Source organism: Brevibacillus jepli (genome assembly GCF_047229145.1).
Taxonomy (GTDB): Bacteria; Bacillota; Bacilli; order Brevibacillales; family Brevibacillaceae; genus Brevibacillus.
In genome coordinates this window covers 160274-177259 of sequence record NZ_JBFEFW010000013.1, presented here as the reverse complement: position 1 = coordinate 177259, position 16986 = coordinate 160274, and the positions used below count along the sequence as shown (strand labels likewise).

Annotated in this window: 16 protein-coding genes, 2 pseudogenes and 1 other annotated feature; of the genes and pseudogenes, 10 read left to right on the top strand and 8 right to left on the bottom strand. The window is 44.3% G+C overall.

Going from position 1 to position 16986, the window contains the following annotated elements:
- Together AB1L17_RS16380 and AB1L17_RS16375 are read left to right on the top strand one after the other, a co-directional pair.
- A partial coding sequence (locus AB1L17_RS16380; protein WP_412848876.1) for a winged helix-turn-helix domain-containing protein occupies positions 1 to 104 on the top strand: 104 nt, incomplete at its 5' end.
- Positions 105 to 1487: a sensor histidine kinase gene (locus AB1L17_RS16375; RefSeq protein ID WP_412844480.1), complete on the top strand. Its 1383-nt coding sequence runs from the start codon at positions 105 to 107 to the stop codon at positions 1485 to 1487. It begins immediately after the preceding gene.
- A 200-nt stretch (positions 1488 to 1687) separates the two neighbouring features.
- Here the strand turns inward: AB1L17_RS16375 and AB1L17_RS16370 are convergent, their stop codons facing one another.
- The 3 genes from AB1L17_RS16370 to AB1L17_RS16360 all read right to left on the bottom strand — a co-directional run bounded on the left by AB1L17_RS16370 (position 1688) and on the right by AB1L17_RS16360 (position 4444).
- Positions 1688 to 3028 carry a cytochrome P450 gene (locus AB1L17_RS16370; protein ID WP_412844479.1) on the bottom strand — a complete coding sequence of 447 codons (1341 nt, stop codon included), beginning with the start codon at positions 3026 to 3028 and terminating at the stop codon, positions 1688 to 1690.
- A 110-nt stretch (positions 3029 to 3138) separates the two neighbouring features.
- Positions 3139 to 3702 carry a biotin transporter BioY gene (locus tag AB1L17_RS16365; protein WP_412844478.1) on the bottom strand — a complete coding sequence of 188 codons (564 nt, stop codon included), beginning with the start codon at positions 3700 to 3702 and terminating at the stop codon, positions 3139 to 3141.
- 169 nt (positions 3703 to 3871) lie between these two features.
- Complete coding sequence (locus AB1L17_RS16360) at positions 3872 to 4444, bottom strand: hypothetical protein (RefSeq protein WP_412844477.1); 573 nt, start codon at positions 4442 to 4444, stop codon at positions 3872 to 3874.
- 157 nt (positions 4445 to 4601) lie between these two features.
- Here AB1L17_RS16360 and AB1L17_RS16355 point away from each other — a divergent pair, with 157 nt between their 5' ends.
- Positions 4602 to 4907: a hypothetical protein gene (locus AB1L17_RS16355; protein WP_412844476.1), complete on the top strand. Its 306-nt coding sequence runs from the start codon at positions 4602 to 4604 to the stop codon at positions 4905 to 4907.
- A gap of 113 nt (positions 4908 to 5020) precedes the next feature.
- On the opposite strand, the gene yhfH is transcribed toward AB1L17_RS16355, so the two are convergent.
- From yhfH to AB1L17_RS16335, 4 genes are all read right to left on the bottom strand, one after another.
- Positions 5021 to 5182 (bottom strand): protein YhfH, encoded by a 162-nt coding sequence (gene yhfH / locus AB1L17_RS16350; RefSeq protein WP_412844475.1) that lies wholly within the window; start codon positions 5180 to 5182, stop codon positions 5021 to 5023.
- A 182-nt stretch (positions 5183 to 5364) separates the two neighbouring features.
- Positions 5365 to 6612 carry a threonine ammonia-lyase IlvA gene (ilvA, locus tag AB1L17_RS16345; RefSeq protein WP_412844474.1) on the bottom strand — a complete coding sequence of 416 codons (1248 nt, stop codon included), beginning with the start codon at positions 6610 to 6612 and terminating at the stop codon, positions 5365 to 5367.
- A gap of 96 nt (positions 6613 to 6708) precedes the next feature.
- Positions 6709 to 6968, bottom strand: a binding site (T-box leader).
- Between the two features lie 125 nt (positions 6969 to 7093).
- Positions 7094 to 7612, bottom strand: coding sequence for a DJ-1/PfpI family protein (locus AB1L17_RS16340; protein ID WP_412844473.1), 519 nt, complete (start codon positions 7610 to 7612; stop codon positions 7094 to 7096).
- A 193-nt stretch (positions 7613 to 7805) separates the two neighbouring features.
- Entirely contained in the window at positions 7806 to 8147 is a 342-nt protein-coding gene (locus AB1L17_RS16335; RefSeq protein WP_048031397.1) for a hypothetical protein, read from the bottom strand.
- A gap of 363 nt (positions 8148 to 8510) precedes the next feature.
- Between AB1L17_RS16335 and rlmD the strand changes: the two genes are divergently transcribed.
- Positions 8511 to 9905, top strand: coding sequence for a 23S rRNA (uracil(1939)-C(5))-methyltransferase RlmD (gene rlmD, locus AB1L17_RS16330; protein ID WP_412844472.1), 1395 nt, complete (start codon positions 8511 to 8513; stop codon positions 9903 to 9905).
- 111 nt (positions 9906 to 10016) lie between these two features.
- On the opposite strand, the gene AB1L17_RS16325 is transcribed toward rlmD, so the two are convergent.
- Positions 10017 to 10475 carry a hypothetical protein gene (locus tag AB1L17_RS16325; RefSeq protein ID WP_412844471.1) on the bottom strand — a complete coding sequence of 153 codons (459 nt, stop codon included), beginning with the start codon at positions 10473 to 10475 and terminating at the stop codon, positions 10017 to 10019.
- 332 nt (positions 10476 to 10807) lie between these two features.
- Between AB1L17_RS16325 and AB1L17_RS16320 the strand changes: the two genes are divergently transcribed.
- The 6 genes and pseudogenes from AB1L17_RS16320 to AB1L17_RS16295 all read left to right on the top strand — a co-directional run bounded on the left by AB1L17_RS16320 (position 10808) and on the right by AB1L17_RS16295 (position 16644).
- Positions 10808 to 11350: a cupin domain-containing protein gene (locus tag AB1L17_RS16320; protein WP_412844470.1), complete on the top strand. Its 543-nt coding sequence runs from the start codon at positions 10808 to 10810 to the stop codon at positions 11348 to 11350.
- A gap of 173 nt (positions 11351 to 11523) precedes the next feature.
- A complete protein-coding gene (locus AB1L17_RS16315; protein WP_412844469.1) occupies positions 11524 to 12231 on the top strand; it encodes a DNA alkylation repair protein in 708 nt (235 codons plus the stop codon).
- Between the two features lie 244 nt (positions 12232 to 12475).
- Positions 12476 to 13180, top strand: coding sequence for an ABC transporter ATP-binding protein (locus AB1L17_RS16310; protein ID WP_412844468.1), 705 nt, complete (start codon positions 12476 to 12478; stop codon positions 13178 to 13180).
- Positions 13181 to 13182: 2 nt separating this feature from the next.
- On the top strand, positions 13183 to 15507 hold the full coding sequence (locus AB1L17_RS16305) for an ABC transporter permease (RefSeq protein ID WP_412844548.1): 2325 nt from the start codon (positions 13183 to 13185) through the stop codon (positions 15505 to 15507).
- Positions 15508 to 15575: 68 nt separating this feature from the next.
- Positions 15576 to 15713 (top strand): annotated as a pseudogene (locus AB1L17_RS16300) (DUF1259 domain-containing protein); the annotation flags it as partial.
- Between the two features lie 152 nt (positions 15714 to 15865).
- Positions 15866 to 16644: pseudogene (locus tag AB1L17_RS16295) on the top strand (TatD family hydrolase).
- Positions 16645 to 16986: the final 342 nt, after the last annotated feature.

Sequence of the window (16986 nt, the reverse complement as noted above, 5' to 3'; positions counted from 1 at the left end):
TGACCGTCCATATCAAAAACCTCCGTGAAAAGCTGGAAACAGAGCGGCAATTCATTAAAACACAATGGGGGACAGGCCACGTATTTATCGGGGAGAAGCTTTAAATGAGCTTACGCAACAAAATCTTCCTCTCCTTCATTGCCTTGATCACACTCAACATCTTGTTGTTCAAGTTTGTTTTTCAAGACATTATTGTCGATCAACTCAAAAATGATCGCCATAATCAGTATCAGGCTGAAAAGGAAGCCGCAGAGAAGGTTATGCTCAACCAGCTGCTGCTCGTCAGCAACTTCAAAGACCCAGTCGAACGCCTGGAGCTAGATAAGCAGCTGCCAGAAGACGTGATGTATCGCATGGTGGTGAAGGATGCCAATGACAACACCATCTACACCAAAACATCGCGCGCTTATAATTTGAAAATGCCTTCTCCGTCGTCGAACCGTGCCTCTTCCAAGCAAAGCGAGCTCAAAGTGGTCGCTGAGTACCATTTTCAACAGGAGCCACCGCGTACAGGGGAAATCGTCGTCTATTTTTACACAGATGATTACGACATAATGGCTACGACAGGTGTCTCTATGATGCTCTGGTTTATTTACGGAAGTATTAGTCTGGTGGGCTTGGTCCTGCTTGCTTTGTTCGTTCGCTGGATATTGCGGCCTGTTAATGAATTATCGCGGGTCACCCAAGAAATCCAGGAAGGGAAGAGACTGGTCACGTTTACGTATCGATCGCATGATGAGTTTGGGCAACTATTTCGATATTTCGGGGATATGGTCGATGAGCTTCGTTTAGCGGAGGAAAGACAGTCCGAAATGATCGCTTCGATTGCCCACGACTTCCGTACACCACTCACGACGATCAAAGGGTATGCATCCTATATCGGTACTGGTCGCGTGACGGATTTGACCCGAATACAGAAGCAAATGACCAAAATCGAGGTCAAAACGACTGACTTGGAGAAGCTGCTGGATGAGTTACAGGACTTCACCACGCACAGCAGCTCCGAGGTCCGACTCAACATTAGCCGTATTCATGTCAAAAGCTTTTTGAAAGGAATCATCGAGGATTACTTTCCGAAGATCAAAGAGGCAGGCCTCACCTTTCAATGGAAGCTCCGCATCTCCAACGAATTACACATCGAAGCTGATGAGACCAAGCTGCGGCGCGTCATGGAAAACTTGTTGAATAACGCCATTCACTACAACAAACCGGATGGCTCTATTTATGTCACATGTGATCAACGCGAAGGGCATGTCCTCTTTTCTGTGATTGATAAAGGAGAAGGCATCGCACCCGAAGACTTGCCGAGGATTTTCACCAAGTTTTATCGCGCAGAAAAATCCCGGAACCGCAACAGTGGCGGCACGGGATTGGGTTTGACGATTTGTAAGAGCATCATCAGGCTTCATGGCGGAGAACTAATGGTTAACAGCGAACTAGGGGAGGGAAGCAGCTTCTCCTTCACCATCCCCTTCTTCCACGGGTAGCTTTTAAATATGTACAAAGCTACCCGCATTTTATTTAGATTTATTCGCAGTTAATTATTTCTTTATATTTTGCTGGTAAAATTATTTTTGTAAGCATGTTGCTTTCAGTGATAAATAACCCCCAGTTCGGTATCTGAAACAGTGCGGTGAAACCGTAGTGATAAGATGCCTCTTTTTTTGTCCCTCATTTCCATTTTTTTCTATCTCTTTTCCAAACGCATCGGTAATCCGTTCTTTGGACGTAAGGTGACCAAAGGTTCAGGCTCCACTACCTGATTCGGTTCAGCCAGTCGGAGTCTGTATCGTTGTGCGATCGTCGCCAAAAGCAGAGCTGCCTCCATCAAAGCAAAGTTGTTCCCGATACAGACCCGTGGACCTCCGCCAAATGGAAAATAGGCATAAGCCGGTATTCTTTTTAAGAGGTCGCTGTCAAAGCGCTCAGGATTAAATTGCTCCGGCTGCTCATAATAGCGTGGGTTACGGTGCATGACATATTGGCTCATCATCAATGTTTCTCCCGGCTTATACGTATGGCCTCCGATCTCAACCTCTTCCACCACTTCGCGATTGATCGTCCATGCTGCCGGATACAGTCTCAGCGTTTCCTGAACAATGAGATTGGTATACTTCAGCTGTGGAAGGTCCTCGACTGTCGGCAGCTTTTCACACAGTACCGTGGATAGCTCATCGTGCAGTTTCTTCTCGACCTCAGGATGCGTAGCCAGTAAGTAGAAAATCCAGGACATCGTATTCGCAGTCGTCTCATGGCCAGCTACAAAAATGGTCATGACCTCGTCACGCACCTGCTCGTCTGTCATCCCTTGCCCATCATCTTCATCCCGTGCAGCCAAAAGCATCCCCAGCAGGTCTGTGTGCTCTTCTCCTCCACTATTACGTCGGGCTTCGATCAATGAGTAAATCGTTTTATCCAAGAGCTCACTCGACTCTAAAAACTGTCGATTACTCTTGGTCGGTACGGATAATGGAATGTCAATAAATGATGAGCCCTTATTCGCCACATATTTGAGCCCGACATCAATGGCATGTCCGATTTGGTCGGCACCTTCCTTGACGGTTTTGCCGAACATGGTCTCTGTAATAATCGCGAGTGTTACTTTCATCATATCCGAATGAATATCACGCAGCTCTCCGTTTTTCCAATCTGCCATGAGGTCAACGGCTTGCCGAACCATCACTTGTCCATAGCTGGCAATTCGTTCTCGGTGAAAAGCAGGCTGCATGAGCCGCCGTTGTCGCAAATGTTTTTTTCCCTCGCTGGTGAGGATTCCATCCCCAACGACGGGTCTTGCAGCCTGCAATGCTTTCCCTTTTCGAAAATGCGCTTGCTTGCTGACCAAAACCTCTTTGATGTGATCAGGGTTCGTCAACAAGTAAACATGACGGGACGGGCCAAATCGAAAATGGACGACTTCGCCATGCTCTTCTACCGCCTCACGTATGAACTGAAGCGGCGAGCGGCGAAATGACATCAAATTCCCTGAGATAGGGAGTCCTTTGGGACCAGTGATCGTGATATTCATATGGCTCCTCCTTCTTACATGCAAAATCCTACCGATAGTATCCGGCACGATAAGGAGATTATGCGAAAAAAAGCCACCCGAACTTCGGATGGCTTACGGAATCGATTTCATTATCGTGTAACAGGTTGATCTGCACGTAATAGACGAGAAGCAATAAGCCGCTCCCGTACCTTGATCCCAATTAGTGAAGCGAGGATCGCTTTGATTACTCCTACCACGAGGAATGGCGTTGCACCAAAAGCGAGAGCCTTATCCCATGGAATATCCATGACAAACTTGAGCTGGACAGTACCAAAAGCGAGCGTGACAAACATCCCGATGATATTCGCGATAATGGCATTTTTCAGGTTGAATCTCGTTTTCTCCAAGTAGAGTCCGGTCACATAAGCGGTTGCAATAAAGCCAAATATGTACCCACCAGAATTACCGACCAATACCTGTAATCCGCCTTTTGCCTCACTGAACACAGGCAATCCAACTGCACCGAGCAGTACATAAATGATCAAAGCCAATGTCCCGTACCGACTTCCCAAAATAGTCGCTGTCAGACCTACTGCCAGTGTCTGTGCGGTAATAGGGATCAGCGGCAAAGGAATGGTCAACTGCGACAATACCGCCGTCATGGCAGCAAAAATGGCAGAGAGCAACAACCATCTCAAGCGTTCGTTTCTCATGCGTATTAGCCTCCGTTTTCTGTGAAAAACGTCTTGACGTTTTTCATAAAAGTCGATGTGACCGCTTGCGGTCAAACAAAACGGTCATGATCGTTTTGTTAACTAAATATGATATAAGGTTAACAAAATAATAATACGCATCTGCTCTTTTGTAAATCCCCTTACCTTTTTACTTTTTCGTAAGTTGATCCGTATGTAGCTGCAGCTTTCGAAGCGATTGAACCGTATGATCGATCAATTCGTTCAGGTCATCAATGTTGCCTTCGTCAATTTTTCGATGAAAGTCTAGCGTCACTTGGTTTGTTATTTGCTTTGGCGGCCATTCGATTCGATGCTCCTCAAGCTTTGCCGACAATTTCTGGGTAATATACGGCCGCTGTCCCCAAATGTCATTGAGAATCGATGTGATTTCCCTCGCTTCTGTGGGCACATCTCTGTCATTTTGCATCTGCAAATAAAAATGGATGCAAATCGTACATCCAACATGCTCGGTCAGCGGCTGTTCTAGCTGCTCGGCTGCAATGTCAGCTAAATTGGTACGAAGCTGCATTTGTGCACGGACAGCCTCGGTGTTTTCATTTTGATCAGCAAGCTTGAACTCGATCTGAAAAAATCGATGAAACGTAGCCATATCCATGACATCCGAACGGCTCGTGATTGTGATTGCTCCTTCGAAGTCTCGGTCGTATACCGCACCTTCCAGTACAACTCTGATATTGTCAAAAATCAGCGGATGAAACATCTCTCACCCTCCTTTTCCCACTTAATCGGGCCCTCTCTTCTTACAGTATATAGCATGCCTACTTTCCATTCGTTTTGCAAGCCGACCTGACTTCCCCATGGCGGCGTCTCCTGTAGAGTGGTACCATGAGAGTGATCCAACCTTTGAGGTGACAGCCATGTTTTTAATCGGAATTCTAATCGTTGTTGCAATCCTTGGTGAAATTATTCATCGTTTGAATCCATGGAAAAAGCCGGAGCCAGCCTATGAGGACCTCGTCGCCCAAATTAAACAGGCGGACTGGTACCGGGAGCTGGCACTAGATCAGGCGTGTCGGTACGTTTTGGACAACGATCCGCATGTCCAAGCTTACTATGCGAGTACGTATGAGGCCAAACGCCTCCTCACACAGGAAGGCTTTCAATTGGGGCTGATTGATTACGTCAAGATGCAAGCTGCAAAGCAAACTGATAAAACACGCTGAAATGCGAAAAAGCCGTTGCTTCTTACAGCGGCTTTTTCCTATTGAAAAAAAGGTATACCTTCCATGGCTAATGCCGTGTGGTATACCTGTTTTATCCACTATTCATGTTTGGCTTACCGTTTTTGATGATAGTACTTGTAAGCGTCAAAGGATGCTTGCTCTTGGCAAGGCGCGCATTCTGTTGCATACGATTCTGCTTGTTCATGGATCAGTTGACCGCATGCAGCGCAGCATTTTGCTTCTAGATTGCGAAAGAAAGTAGTGATCGGCGTCATGATTATAACCCCCCGTGTGTTGTTATCTGTATTGTATTACAACAGCATCTGTTTTATAAAAGTTTGTTATAATACATTACGCCGATTTATCTTTCTTTCTCGCTTATTCTCTCCCAATTGCTCCTTTTTTCGCTGTATTCATACATTTTTGCGAATTCATCATCTGTTGTAACACAAGGGCACTAAATCAGCAAATTGAACAAATAAGGATCGTTCGTAATCTCCACATAGCGGATGCCATGCTGCTTCATGCGGCTGACCAATGGCTGGTAGTCATCCTGGCACTTCATTTCAATGCCGACCAGGGCTGGACCATTTTCTTTGTTGTTCTTTTTTGTATACTCAAAGCGCGTGATATCATCGTGAGGCCCCAATACTTTTTCCATGAACTCACGCAAGGCTCCGGCACGCTGTGGGAAATTGATGACAAAATAGTGCTTCAAGCCCTCATGCAACAAGGAACGTTCCTTGATCTCCTGCATCCGGTCAATATCGTTGTTTCCGCCGCTGATGACACACACAACGTTTTTCCCTGCGATTTGATCCCGGTAGTAATCGAGAGCGGCAATCGACAGAGCACCTGCTGGTTCTACGACGATAGCATTACTGTTATACAACTCCAAAATTGTCGTGCACACCTTGCCTTCAGGCACCAAAACGATGTCATCCAACACTTCACGGCAAATATTCATCGTTAACTGTCCCACTTGCTTGACGGCTGCTCCATCGACGAACTTATCAATTTCATCTAAGGTGACGACGTCGTCTTTCTCCAGCGCTGCTTGCATGGAAGCTGCTCCTGCCGGCTCTACTCCAATGATCTGCGTGTTGGGACTGATTCCTTTTACATATGTGCCAACCCCTGCTGCCAATCCACCTCCGCCGATACTCATAAAAACGAAATCGGCTGGTTCTTCCAGGTCGTTCATGATCTCCAGACCGACTGTCCCTTGCCCGGCTACCACCAACGGATCATCAAAAGGATGGACAAAGGTGCGATCTTCCTGAATGCAATACTTCATCGCCTCAGCAAAAGAGTCATCGAAGGTGTCGCCGATCAATACGACTTCTACATAGGAACCACCGAACAGCTTGACCTGCGATATTTTTTGGCGAGGCGTAGTTGCTGGCATAAAGATCGTGCCCTTCATTTGCAAATGATTACACGAGTATGCTACGCCCTGCGCATGATTACCCGCACTCGCACAAACAACACCACGCTCCCGCTCCATTGTGGAAAGATTCCGCATAAAATGATAAGCACCGCGGATTTTGAAGGAACGAACAACCTGCAAATCTTCTCTCTTCAAATAGACGTTACAGCCGTAGCGTTCTGACAGCACCTTGTTTTTTTGCAGTGGCGTCTTCTCCACGACGTCCTTCAATGCGTGATTGGCAACTACGATATCTTCCACTCTAACCGTATGCATATATGTTTTCCTCCTAAGTTTCTTCTCTCTTTTGTAGGGTTCAGACCAAATAAAAAAGCCCCCGCCCAACCAGCAACGCACAATTTGCGCACGGCTGGCTGAGGCGAGGGCATCGCGGTACCACTCAGCTACTCTGTCTTCCTCACGAAAAACAGACTTAGGAAGTTCGCTATGAAACTCCCGTCCGATAACGAGGACGAATTCGTTGCCCTATACTCACTGCTTACACAAGCTGATTTTCCAGGACAATGCTCCAAGGTGATTTTCAAAACAGGCTGGCGGCCATTCTTTCAGCACAAGGAACGGCTCTCTGCACGCTGCTTACTGTTTCTACTCTTCCTTTTCAACGCTCTTACATACGAACTATTCGAATTAGTTTAACATTCTACGCCGAAACCCACAAGTTGTCAATCTTCTTGTTATTTGGCAGGAAAAGAATGAAAAAGACCTTCGGATAACATGCTCCGAAGGCCTTTGCGATTTAGCCGATAGCGCGGACCAGACTTTGCCCAAAATCTTGAGCGCCATCCGGGCCATCACTGGTAATAACGTCAGCGTGTGCAACTACGTGTTGCTCCAGGTACTTAACTTCGTGTGCAGCCAGCTCGTTTTTCATCACTTCAACCGGGTAGCAGGTTCCTGTTCGTCCAAAGAGCAGGCCTGTTTTCGCCACCACGACTGAGCCTGCGCAAATTCCGGAGACGAGCACCTTTTGTTCATGCGCATTTTTCAAATAAGCTTGGAGCTCCTCATTCTCCCACAGGTGTGTAATGGTTCCAGACCCGCCAATCACAGCGACGACATCGTAATCGGTAGCTGCAACGTCTGAGAATATGACTTCAGAATGTGCCTTTCCTGCATTGTCACCTGTGATCTCACCTGTCTTCGTACTAGCGACTGTCACTTGGACTCCTGCTTGCTCCAGCTCGGTTTTGGGTTGAAACAATTCATCCTCGTTAAAACGATCTGGCGGTATAATCAACATCGCTTTTTTACTCATAGTAGTAGGCCCTCCTTGTTCATGAACGCAGTATTTTTAAAGAACTGAATTCATTCTAACTCGGACGGACAGCTTCGTTAAGAATGCACTTTTTCGTACGTTAGTTCCCAAAAAGTTACTATCAGACAAAAAAACGGGCTCCATTTCGAGTCATTACACTCAAAACAGAACCCGTTTTTCTATAGGCTGTATCCTATACTGCTTCGTAAATTGCTTCGTAACGCTTGCCGATTTCTTCGTCTGTCAAACCAGCTTCACGCAGACGACCGATCAATGCATTTGCCCAAATCTCAGTGCGTTGCGCCATTTTCGCGTATTTTTTCGCTTCCTTCACTTTGCGCTTGGAACGATCTTCACCGTTCGACTTGAGGTTGTCGAGGATGAACAGCATGTGCATGGTGTCTTCCTCGTTCAACGTTTGCCAGCTATCGTTTAGAAACGCGGTTACCTTTTTGTAGTAGCCATCAAACTCGTCAAAAGAAATCTCAGTATCCATGTTGAGATATTCTTTCATTTTTTCAAATAGATCCTGCATCTAGCGTCACAACTCCCTCATTATTCTCCGCACTATTTAATACGAGTTCAAAAAGTCGTCTTTTCAGCACCGAGAAAGTGGCGAGAACCTGAAGAAGGAGGAGCGGAGTGTAGGGGAACCTACATGAGCACCGGACTTCGAAGGTGAACGCCTCTTTCGATGTCGCATTAGCCCTCAGAAATACTTCGTGATCAAAAGACGACTTTTTGAACAACCTCTATTATATCAAAAACAAGGCTGGACAGGAAGTTGCCATTATCTGTGAGGCTATCACTGGCAACTGAGGACTCTCGCATACATGCAACGTCTCTCGTAATGCTCTATAATAGGGAAATACTGAATTGCTTGAGGAGAACGGAACAGATGACTACGCACAAAAAAGAACAAGACGCCAGCATCCGTGTCGGCCAGCAAATGACGCTCACGATCAAGAGCTTGGGCATCAATGGCGAAGGGATCGGCTATTTCAAAAGAAAAATCGTTTTCGTAGAGGGTGCCCTCCCTGGTGAAGTCGTCCATGCAGAGGTGACCGAGGCAAGGGAAAAATACGCGACCGCTAAGCTTTTGCGAGTCGTTGAAAAATCAGCCTCTCGCACAAAGCCCCCCTGTCCGGTCTATGCAGAGTGTGGCGGATGCAGCCTGCAGCACATGGATTATGCGGCACAGCTCGCGAGCAAGCAGGAAATCGTCATCGAGTCACTGCGCAAGTACGCTCGACTGAATCAGCCATCAGTCGCCCCTACGATTGGTATGGATAATCCGTGGTCGTATCGAAATAAAGCACAGTTTCAAGTGGGCAAGGAAAAAGGCAAGCTCATTGCCGGACTGTATCAGACAGGCAGCCACAAGCTCGTCAATCTGGAAGGCTGTCAGGTGCAGCATGAAGCGACGACGAAAATCGTCCAGACAGCGAAGCAGATCGTCGAGGAGCTCGGGATTCCTGTCTACGATGAGAAGAAACGGACAGGCGTCATCCGCACGATCGTAGCTCGCGTCGCTTTTGCTACGGGTGAAACGCAGTTAACACTTGTAACAGCTACCCCAGAAATCCCACGGGTAAAAGAGCTGATTTTGGAGCTCCGCACGAGACTTCCCGAGCTGGTAGGAATCGCGCAAAATGTAAACACGCAAAAAACGTCGCTTGTTTTTGGTGACAAGACGGTATCCTTATGGGGCAAGGCTTCCATCGCGGAAAAGCTGGGTGAGCTATCCTTCGACTTGTCGGCCCGTGCCTTCTTCCAATTGAATCCCGAGCAGACTCAAAAGCTGTACAATCAGGTGAAAACGGCTGCTGGACTGACCGGAAAAGAGCTCGTGCTCGATTTGTATTGTGGTACAGGGACGATTGGCTTGTGGCTCGCTCCGTATGCTCGTGAAGTACGCGGGATCGAGCTGATTCCTGAGGCTGTCGAGGATGCCAATCGCAATGCAGAGCGCAATAACGCCGCGAATGCCAGCTTCCATGTGGGCCGTGCTGAGGTCTTGATGCCAAGATGGGCGAAGCAAGGGACCAGGCCGGATGTTGTCGTAGTCGATCCGCCGCGAACAGGGCTGGATGATGCGTTGATTCGTTCCTTGCTGGATGTGCAGCCGAAGAAAATTGTGTATGTGTCTTGTAACCCTTCTACGCTGGCGAAGGATGTTGGGAAGCTGATGCAACGGTATGAGCTTGTATGTGTGCAGCCGGTGGATATGTTTCCGCATACGGCGCATGTGGAGTGTACAGTGTTACTAAAATTAAAAGGGGCTAATGAATAAGCCCCTTTCTTTCTATACCCCTAACGTGAATTGTGGATGGGCAATGTTGTAGTGAATCTTGAGCAAAAACCAAGGTGATATACCTTTATTTAACTATTAATACCCGTTAGTTTACTCACCAATAAGTTTGAGGAGCTTATCTCTTTCGTAGTCTGGGATTGAATAGGCTTGTGTCATAGTCAATGGTTCTCCAAGGGTACCGTTAACGAAGGTAGCTGCCATACCTTTTTTAAGCCACACAAGCTTGTCCATTGAATTCCCTGACTTGGGTTGAATTTGTATCCAATAGTCTGGGTCCATTTGGTTTCTTTCCACTTTTCTAGTTTCTTCAAAAGCATTTAGCACCTGTTGCATAGCTCTTTTGGTTCTTCGTTCATATGGAGGCATCAACCACCATTTAATATTTGGGTCAATAAACCAATCCGATATAACCTTACCTTTTGAATCCGAAATGGCTATTTTAACTATGTCGTGGCCATCTGAGTTTGGAAATCGATTAAACCACAAAAATGTGTTCACCACTACTATCAATAAAATAACCGCAAAAACCCCAAGTACTTTACTCCGCATAAACGCACCTCTTATATCCAGCGATATGGTGTAGTATTACCAAAGTTTGGATATCGATTATTAGCGTAAACTGCCCACTAGCTCTACCGCCACTTGTTATATTTTGATCTGTTTTCACTGTCTACTCGACACATGTGGAGAGCAGTTCACTGTTGGTCAGGAAAGCCTAATAGTTGAGGATGTATTGGCGGATATAGTAATGGAGCGGGTGAAGCCCCGCTTCTTTTTTCATCATAGTGAACCAGTGGACTCTTGCCCATTTTTCTTACCTGTAACTAGGCAGTTGCATAGGATAAATGGTCAATAAGCAAATCACTGAGAGGAGCATGAGTATGTATCCTAATTCATGCTATCACTATCAATGGTATAATCCAATGCAATGCCACTGGAATAACAAATGGAGTTATGATTGGAATCCCCATTATTGCAATTGGAACAATCACAGCTATAATCCTTATTATGGAAATATCACATTACAAGATTATGGAACAAGACCATTTGTAGTGAATATTGACCAAGCAACCAAGCAAAACAATAATTACCGCACCGTTCTGTGGACAGGTAAATATTTACAAGTGACTTTGATGAGTATTAATGCTGGGGAAGACATAGGTTTGGAAGTCCATCCGACAACTGACCAATTCATACGGATTGAAGAAGGTCAGGGACTTGTTCAAATGGGTGATAGCAGAGATAACTTGGATTTTCAAGTAATGGCTTACGATGACTATGCAATTATGATACCTGCTGGGAAATGGCACAATGTAACCAATACAGGTAATCGCCCTCTTAAAGTTTACGTTATCTATGCCCCACCTGAGCATCCATATGGTACAGTTCATGAAACAAAAGCAAGCGCTCAAGGAACGAGGTAAGTAAATTCTACCGCCTCCTATAAACAGGTACCCATAGTCTCGACACTTAAAAAGGTGCGAGCTGCGGGTGCCTTTTTGTATAGTAGAGAAAGCCACACAAGGATGACATGAGTCGTGGATTTGATGGTTATAATCTTAAGGGACAAACCCACCAATGAAAGAAGTGATAGACGATGGATTTAGAAACGGTCATGCAGGAGCTTGAAGCCCTCGGCAAGGAACGAACCAAGAAAATATATATATCCAACGGCGCCCATGAACCACTTTTTGGCGTGGCTACAGGCGCTATGAAGCCAATCGCGAGAAAAATCAAGATAAATCAACCGTTGGCTGAGCAGCTTTACGCCACTGGGAACTACGACGCCATGTACTTTGCCGTTGTGATTGCAGACCCAAAAGCAATGACCGCAGCCGATTTTGATCGGTGGATGGATACGGCTTATTTTTATATGCTGTCCGATTATGTGGTTGCAGTAACCTTAGCTGAAGCAGATATTGCACAAGAAGTTGCCGATCAATGGATGACAAGCGGCGAAGAGCTGCGAATGTCAGCTGGCTGGAGCTGTTATTGCTGGCTTTTGGGTAATCGCCCGGATCATGAATTTTCCGAGAGCAAAATTGCCAATATGCTTGAAACTGTGAAAAATACGATTCACGATTCTCCCGAACGAACGAAATACGCTATGAATAATTTTATATACACCGTAGCGACTTCCTATTTGCCACTCCACGATAAGGCTGTCGAAATCGCAAAGGCAGTAGGTCCGGTAGAGGTCCAAAAAGACAAAACAAAAAGCAAGTTTCTAAACGCTTCCGATAATATTCAAAAGGCAGTCGCTAAAGGACAGCTTGGCTTCAAACGGAAATATGTAAGGTGTTAGAGAAGAAAATAAATCGGAGTAGCCCTTTTGAGGTTACTCTGATTTTTTGCGAGCAAATGGCTGCGAGGGTGGCTACGTCTTGCTATTTGTACTATTTGGTGAGCTTGTAGGCGATACTGGACGTGTAGCGGTTTTTCTAGCAAGACCAAACTCCATCTGGAGACCGATGCCAAAATACATCGGCTGCGGGATGTAACTTCGTGCACTTGGTATATTATGGAATTAAAAAGGAGTTGTGTCACGAGTGAAAACGTTAATCGAATTCAAAAAAGTAACGAAAGAATACAAAAGCGGAGAAGTGCCAATCAAGGCACTTGATGGTGTTGACTTTTCCATATCAGAGGGAGAATTCGTCATTATTTTGGGTGCAAGTGGCGCCGGTAAAAGTACGATTTTGAATATACTTGGCGGTATGGATACGGCTACTTCAGGTCAAGTGTTCGTTGGTGATCAAGAAATAACGAGCTTCAACGAAAAAAAATTAACCGAATATCGCGGCGAGAAAATTGGCTTTGTATTTCAATTTTATAACTTAATTCCGAATTTAAACGCTCTAGAAAATGTTGAATTTGCTACGGAAGTATGTAAGAACCATCTGGATGCAAAAGATATTTTACATAAAGTTGGATTACAGAACCGTATCAAAAGCTTCCCTTCCCAGCTCTCTGGCGGAGAACAACAAAGAGTCGCTATCGCTCGTGCTGTTGCCAAAAATCCTTTGCTTTTACTTTGTGATGAACCAACCGGGGCATTGGATTATGTGACAGGTAAGTCCGTCTTAAAGCTTCTTCAGGATTTGAACAGAGATACGAAGAAATGCGTCGTTTTGATCACACATAATTCTGCCATTGCTCCTATGGCTGATAAAATCATCAAGGTGAAAAGCGGACGGATTGAAAGCGTTACGATTAACGATGAAAAACAAAGTGTTGAAGGGATTGAATGGTAATTATGAAATTGTTTTTAAAACTAGTAAGGGATATAAAACAATCACTCGGGCAATTCATAGCCTTTGTTTTGGTTATCGCCGTAGGAGCTTTTTTCTATGGAGGGCTTGTCACTTATAGCAATAATCTTAGTGCTTATACGGAGGCTTACTTCCTAAAACATATTGTAAGCGACTTAAACGTGTATTATAATCAAATTTCCAAAAAGGACGTCGCCAGTTTAAGCGGAATCGAAGGTATTAATAAAATTGAAGGACGTTACACCTTTGATGCCACGCAAGACTTCGCAGATAATAAATCCTCATTAAAAATTCATTCGATCCCTGTAAATAATGAAATCAATACACCTACTCTACTCGAGGGTAAACTCCCGTCAAAAAAGAATGAGATTCTATTAGATTCCCACTATGCAAAAGAACATCAATTTCAAGTCGGTGATCAAATCAGTATAAATGCGAATGAAAGCGATATTATGTTTACGATTAGCGGCTTGGGTGAGAATGTTGAACACGCAAAAAAGAACGAAATCCAAGACCATAAAACCTACGGAGTCGCTTATATTGCCGAAGAGACAATCTCTGATATCCTAGATGGCCTTTTCTATAATGAAATCATGATTGATGCTACAGAAGGTTACGATATTGACAAATTAGGGAAATCCATTGAAGGACAATCCCAACACCTTCCTTATGTAAACCAAGTAAGCAAAGAACGCACTTTCAGCTATTCGAAAATAAACGAAACGATCCATAATAATAAATTGATGAGTATGGTAATCCCTTTCGTGCTTTTTTTGATTGTAGCTATTATCCTGTTTCTTACCATGTCGCGAATTATTGATTCTCAAAGAAACCAAGTAGGTATTATGAAGGCGTTAGGTGTCAAAAACAGAAGCATCATGCTTCATTACATGGGATACCCTGTGCTGGCAAGTATAATAGGTTCCATCATAGGTTGTGTCATTGCCGCTCTTGTATTTGTTCCATTCGTAACTGCCTCTAGTGCAAGGGCCTACTCTCTGCCTGGCATTACATACTCCCTTTCTTTTTATTCTTTCATTCCTCCTATCCTTTTCTCCAGTGCTTTTGGAATCCTGGCGTGTTACTTAAGTGGTAGAACCATATTAAAAGAACGTGCGGCTCAAGCGATGCGTCCTAAACCGCCAAAGCAGATGAAAACGCTATGGATAGAAAGAATTCCGGGTGTTTGGAGCAATATTTCCTACAGCTACAAACTCATCTTGAGAAACATCTTTTTAAATAAACAAAAAGCTTTGGCGAGCTCAATTGGTGTTGTTGTAAGCACTGTCTTATTGATCACTGCTTTTGGCACTCAATCGGCCTTGCAAAAAGTAGCTAGCCAAGTTGAAAAGGTTTATACGTACGATTTACGAGTAGATTATACGCTGGGCACATCTACTGCTACGGTAAAGCTCCCCCCCGGTATGAAAAATCGATATTTTTTATCCACCTTTCCTGCTGAATTCACAAAAGGTGCTGAAAAAGAAAATGCCACTTTCGTTGTTACTGAACAAGAAAACAATCTCATTCGTTTCTTTGACGAAAATGACAATCGAATCTATTTAGAAAATAATGGTGTGCTGGTACCCAAATCCTACGCCGACAAATATCATATTTCAGCAGGAGATATCATCCAGATCACTTTCAAAGCACCAGAGCTGAAAAATAAATCTGTAGATATGAAGGTTTTACATATCTCTACACAGCTTTCGAACCCTTCTTTTTATATCACACCAGCCTATTTAAAGAGCTTTGGCATAGCCTACCGTCCAACCTCTCTTTTAGTGGAAGCAAATAGTCCTGCAGATCTGATAAGCGTTCGTAACTTCTTTGAACAAGATCCTCATGTAGAAACCATAGCAGATCGTGATGATCTGAAGAAAACAGCTGAGTATATTTTGAAACAAAACAATTTTGTATTTATCATGTTTATCATTTGCGCCGTCATCCTCTCCTTCGGCGCCATATACACGATCTCTTCCATCAACATATATGAAAGGAATCGCGAGCTAGCAACACTTAAGGTATTAGGCTATCAAAAAAATAAAATAAACAGACTGATCTTTTTTGAAAACATCATCCTAACCACATTTGCGGTCATTGTAGCTATACCGATAAGCGGCTATGTTTATTCCATGATTGTCAAGGCACTGTCCAGTACTCATCAACAAATCCCGGATCAACTAAGTATTTGGACCATGTTGGTATCTGTTGTTCTTGCCTACCTGCTTACGATTCTCTCTAACTTGTTACTTCGGAGAAAAGTAACCAACATCAATATGATTGAGTCATTAAAAAGTGTAGAATAGGCCATAGTCCGTTTTCCCCCCTGTACCAGTCTTCATAAGATAAACAAAAACAGGAGAGGAAACGAAGCATGCCGAAAACCACTTCACTATGCGAGCAGTTCTCCCGAATTATCAAGGGGCAATCCGGCTTTGCGGGCGGAAAATGCGTCTCGACCATCAATCGCGATCAAATAAAAGCAACGATTTCGGGGAAAAGATTTCGCGTAGTAAGACGAGCGTTAGATGCCATTCATTCATGAGAATAGGTGGAACAAGCCGAATCCTCTCTGTTACCGCAGGGAGGATTTTTCAGCTATAGAACATAACAGCTTGATCAGCTATAATGTGAAACAACCAAAAATAGGCATTTCAGGAAGGAATGATCCCCTTGAACACACAGATCATTGATATAGGCGTTAACCTCATGCACCGCTCCTTTCTCCAAGATCGCGATGAGGTCGTAGCCAGAGCTGCTGAACAAGGAATCTACCCGTTAATTTTGACGGGGACAAGCTTGAGAAACAGTACCGATGCAGCCAGATATGCGAGTCGCAACAAAGGAAAGCTATACTCCACAGCAGGTATTCATCCTCACGATGCAAAAAGCTGTGACGACTCAACCATCAAAAAATTAAGAGAACTGGCGTCACTTCCCCATGTGGTAGCCATTGGAGAGTGCGGGCTGGATTATAACCGTGACTTCTCCCCTCGTGATATTCAAAGAAAGTGGTTCATCGAACAAATATCCCTGGCTACAGAACTTCAAATGCCGTTGTTTTTGCATGAACGGGATGCTCATCTTGATTTTGTCTCGATCCTCAAAGAACATCGCCCAAAAATCAATCGTGCGGTTGTACACTGTTTTACCGGAACCGCCAAGGAATTAGAAGCCTATTTAGAAATGGATTTCCATATCGGGATTACAGGATGGATTTGTGATGAACGCCGCGGGAAGCATCTGCGCGAGCTTGTTAAAAAGATTCCTTTGAATCGTTTGATGATTGAAACGGACGCGCCGTTTTTAACCCCTCGTGATTTGAAAGAAAAACCTGTGGATGGACGTAATGAGCCACTGTATTTGAGACATATTTTGGATGCAGTCGCTCACTGTATGGGAATGAGACTACCAAGACTGCGAAAGAATTTTTTAACGTATAGATCTTCCTCCAGTTATTCAGCACATGTGGAAAATGTGCCATTTTTAATAAGGAAGGACATATAACAGATAGTTATTCACAAGAGGGACTCGTGCCCTCTTGTGGTTTCGAAGAAAATGTTATTTTCTGTAGTATTTAGCAAATTGTTTATTTTTCTTTATACTAAAATTGTTAAGGTGGCGCGGTGTTATATAAGCATAAATTTGAAAGCTTATGGAATCTTTTTTAATCATCCTAAGGCTATAAACAAAAAAATGAGTGAGACGTTTATTTTAAACCAAACATTTTAAGAAAGAAGGTATACAATGAATATTTATTCATTAATTATAAAATTCTTTGGTAT

What these genes read in the sequence shown, in the direction of transcription:
- AB1L17_RS16375 (WP_412844480.1), top strand. Translation starts at nt 105, where the DNA reads ATGAGCTTACGCAACAAAATCTTCCTCTCCTTCATTGCCTTGATCACA.
- AB1L17_RS16370 (WP_412844479.1), bottom strand. Translation starts at nt 3,028, where the DNA reads ATGAATATCACGATCACTGGTCCCAAAGGACTCCCTATCTCAGGGAAT.
- AB1L17_RS16365 (WP_412844478.1), bottom strand. Translation starts at nt 3,702, where the DNA reads ATGAGAAACGAACGCTTGAGATGGTTGTTGCTCTCTGCCATTTTTGCT.
- AB1L17_RS16360 (WP_412844477.1), bottom strand. Translation starts at nt 4,444, where the DNA reads ATGTTTCATCCGCTGATTTTTGACAATATCAGAGTTGTACTGGAAGGT.
- AB1L17_RS16355 (WP_412844476.1), top strand. Translation starts at nt 4,602, where the DNA reads ATGTTTTTAATCGGAATTCTAATCGTTGTTGCAATCCTTGGTGAAATT.
- yhfH (WP_412844475.1), bottom strand. Translation starts at nt 5,182, where the DNA reads ATGACGCCGATCACTACTTTCTTTCGCAATCTAGAAGCAAAATGCTGC.
- ilvA (WP_412844474.1), bottom strand. Translation starts at nt 6,612, where the DNA reads ATGCATACGGTTAGAGTGGAAGATATCGTAGTTGCCAATCACGCATTG.
- AB1L17_RS16340 (WP_412844473.1), bottom strand. Translation starts at nt 7,612, where the DNA reads ATGAGTAAAAAAGCGATGTTGATTATACCGCCAGATCGTTTTAACGAG.
- AB1L17_RS16335 (WP_048031397.1), bottom strand. Translation starts at nt 8,147, where the DNA reads ATGCAGGATCTATTTGAAAAAATGAAAGAATATCTCAACATGGATACT.
- rlmD (WP_412844472.1), top strand. Translation starts at nt 8,511, where the DNA reads ATGACTACGCACAAAAAAGAACAAGACGCCAGCATCCGTGTCGGCCAG.
- AB1L17_RS16325 (WP_412844471.1), bottom strand. Translation starts at nt 10,475, where the DNA reads ATGCGGAGTAAAGTACTTGGGGTTTTTGCGGTTATTTTATTGATAGTA.
- AB1L17_RS16320 (WP_412844470.1), top strand. Translation starts at nt 10,808, where the DNA reads ATGTATCCTAATTCATGCTATCACTATCAATGGTATAATCCAATGCAA.
- AB1L17_RS16315 (WP_412844469.1), top strand. Translation starts at nt 11,524, where the DNA reads ATGGATTTAGAAACGGTCATGCAGGAGCTTGAAGCCCTCGGCAAGGAA.
- AB1L17_RS16305 (WP_412844548.1), top strand. Translation starts at nt 13,183, where the DNA reads ATGAAATTGTTTTTAAAACTAGTAAGGGATATAAAACAATCACTCGGG.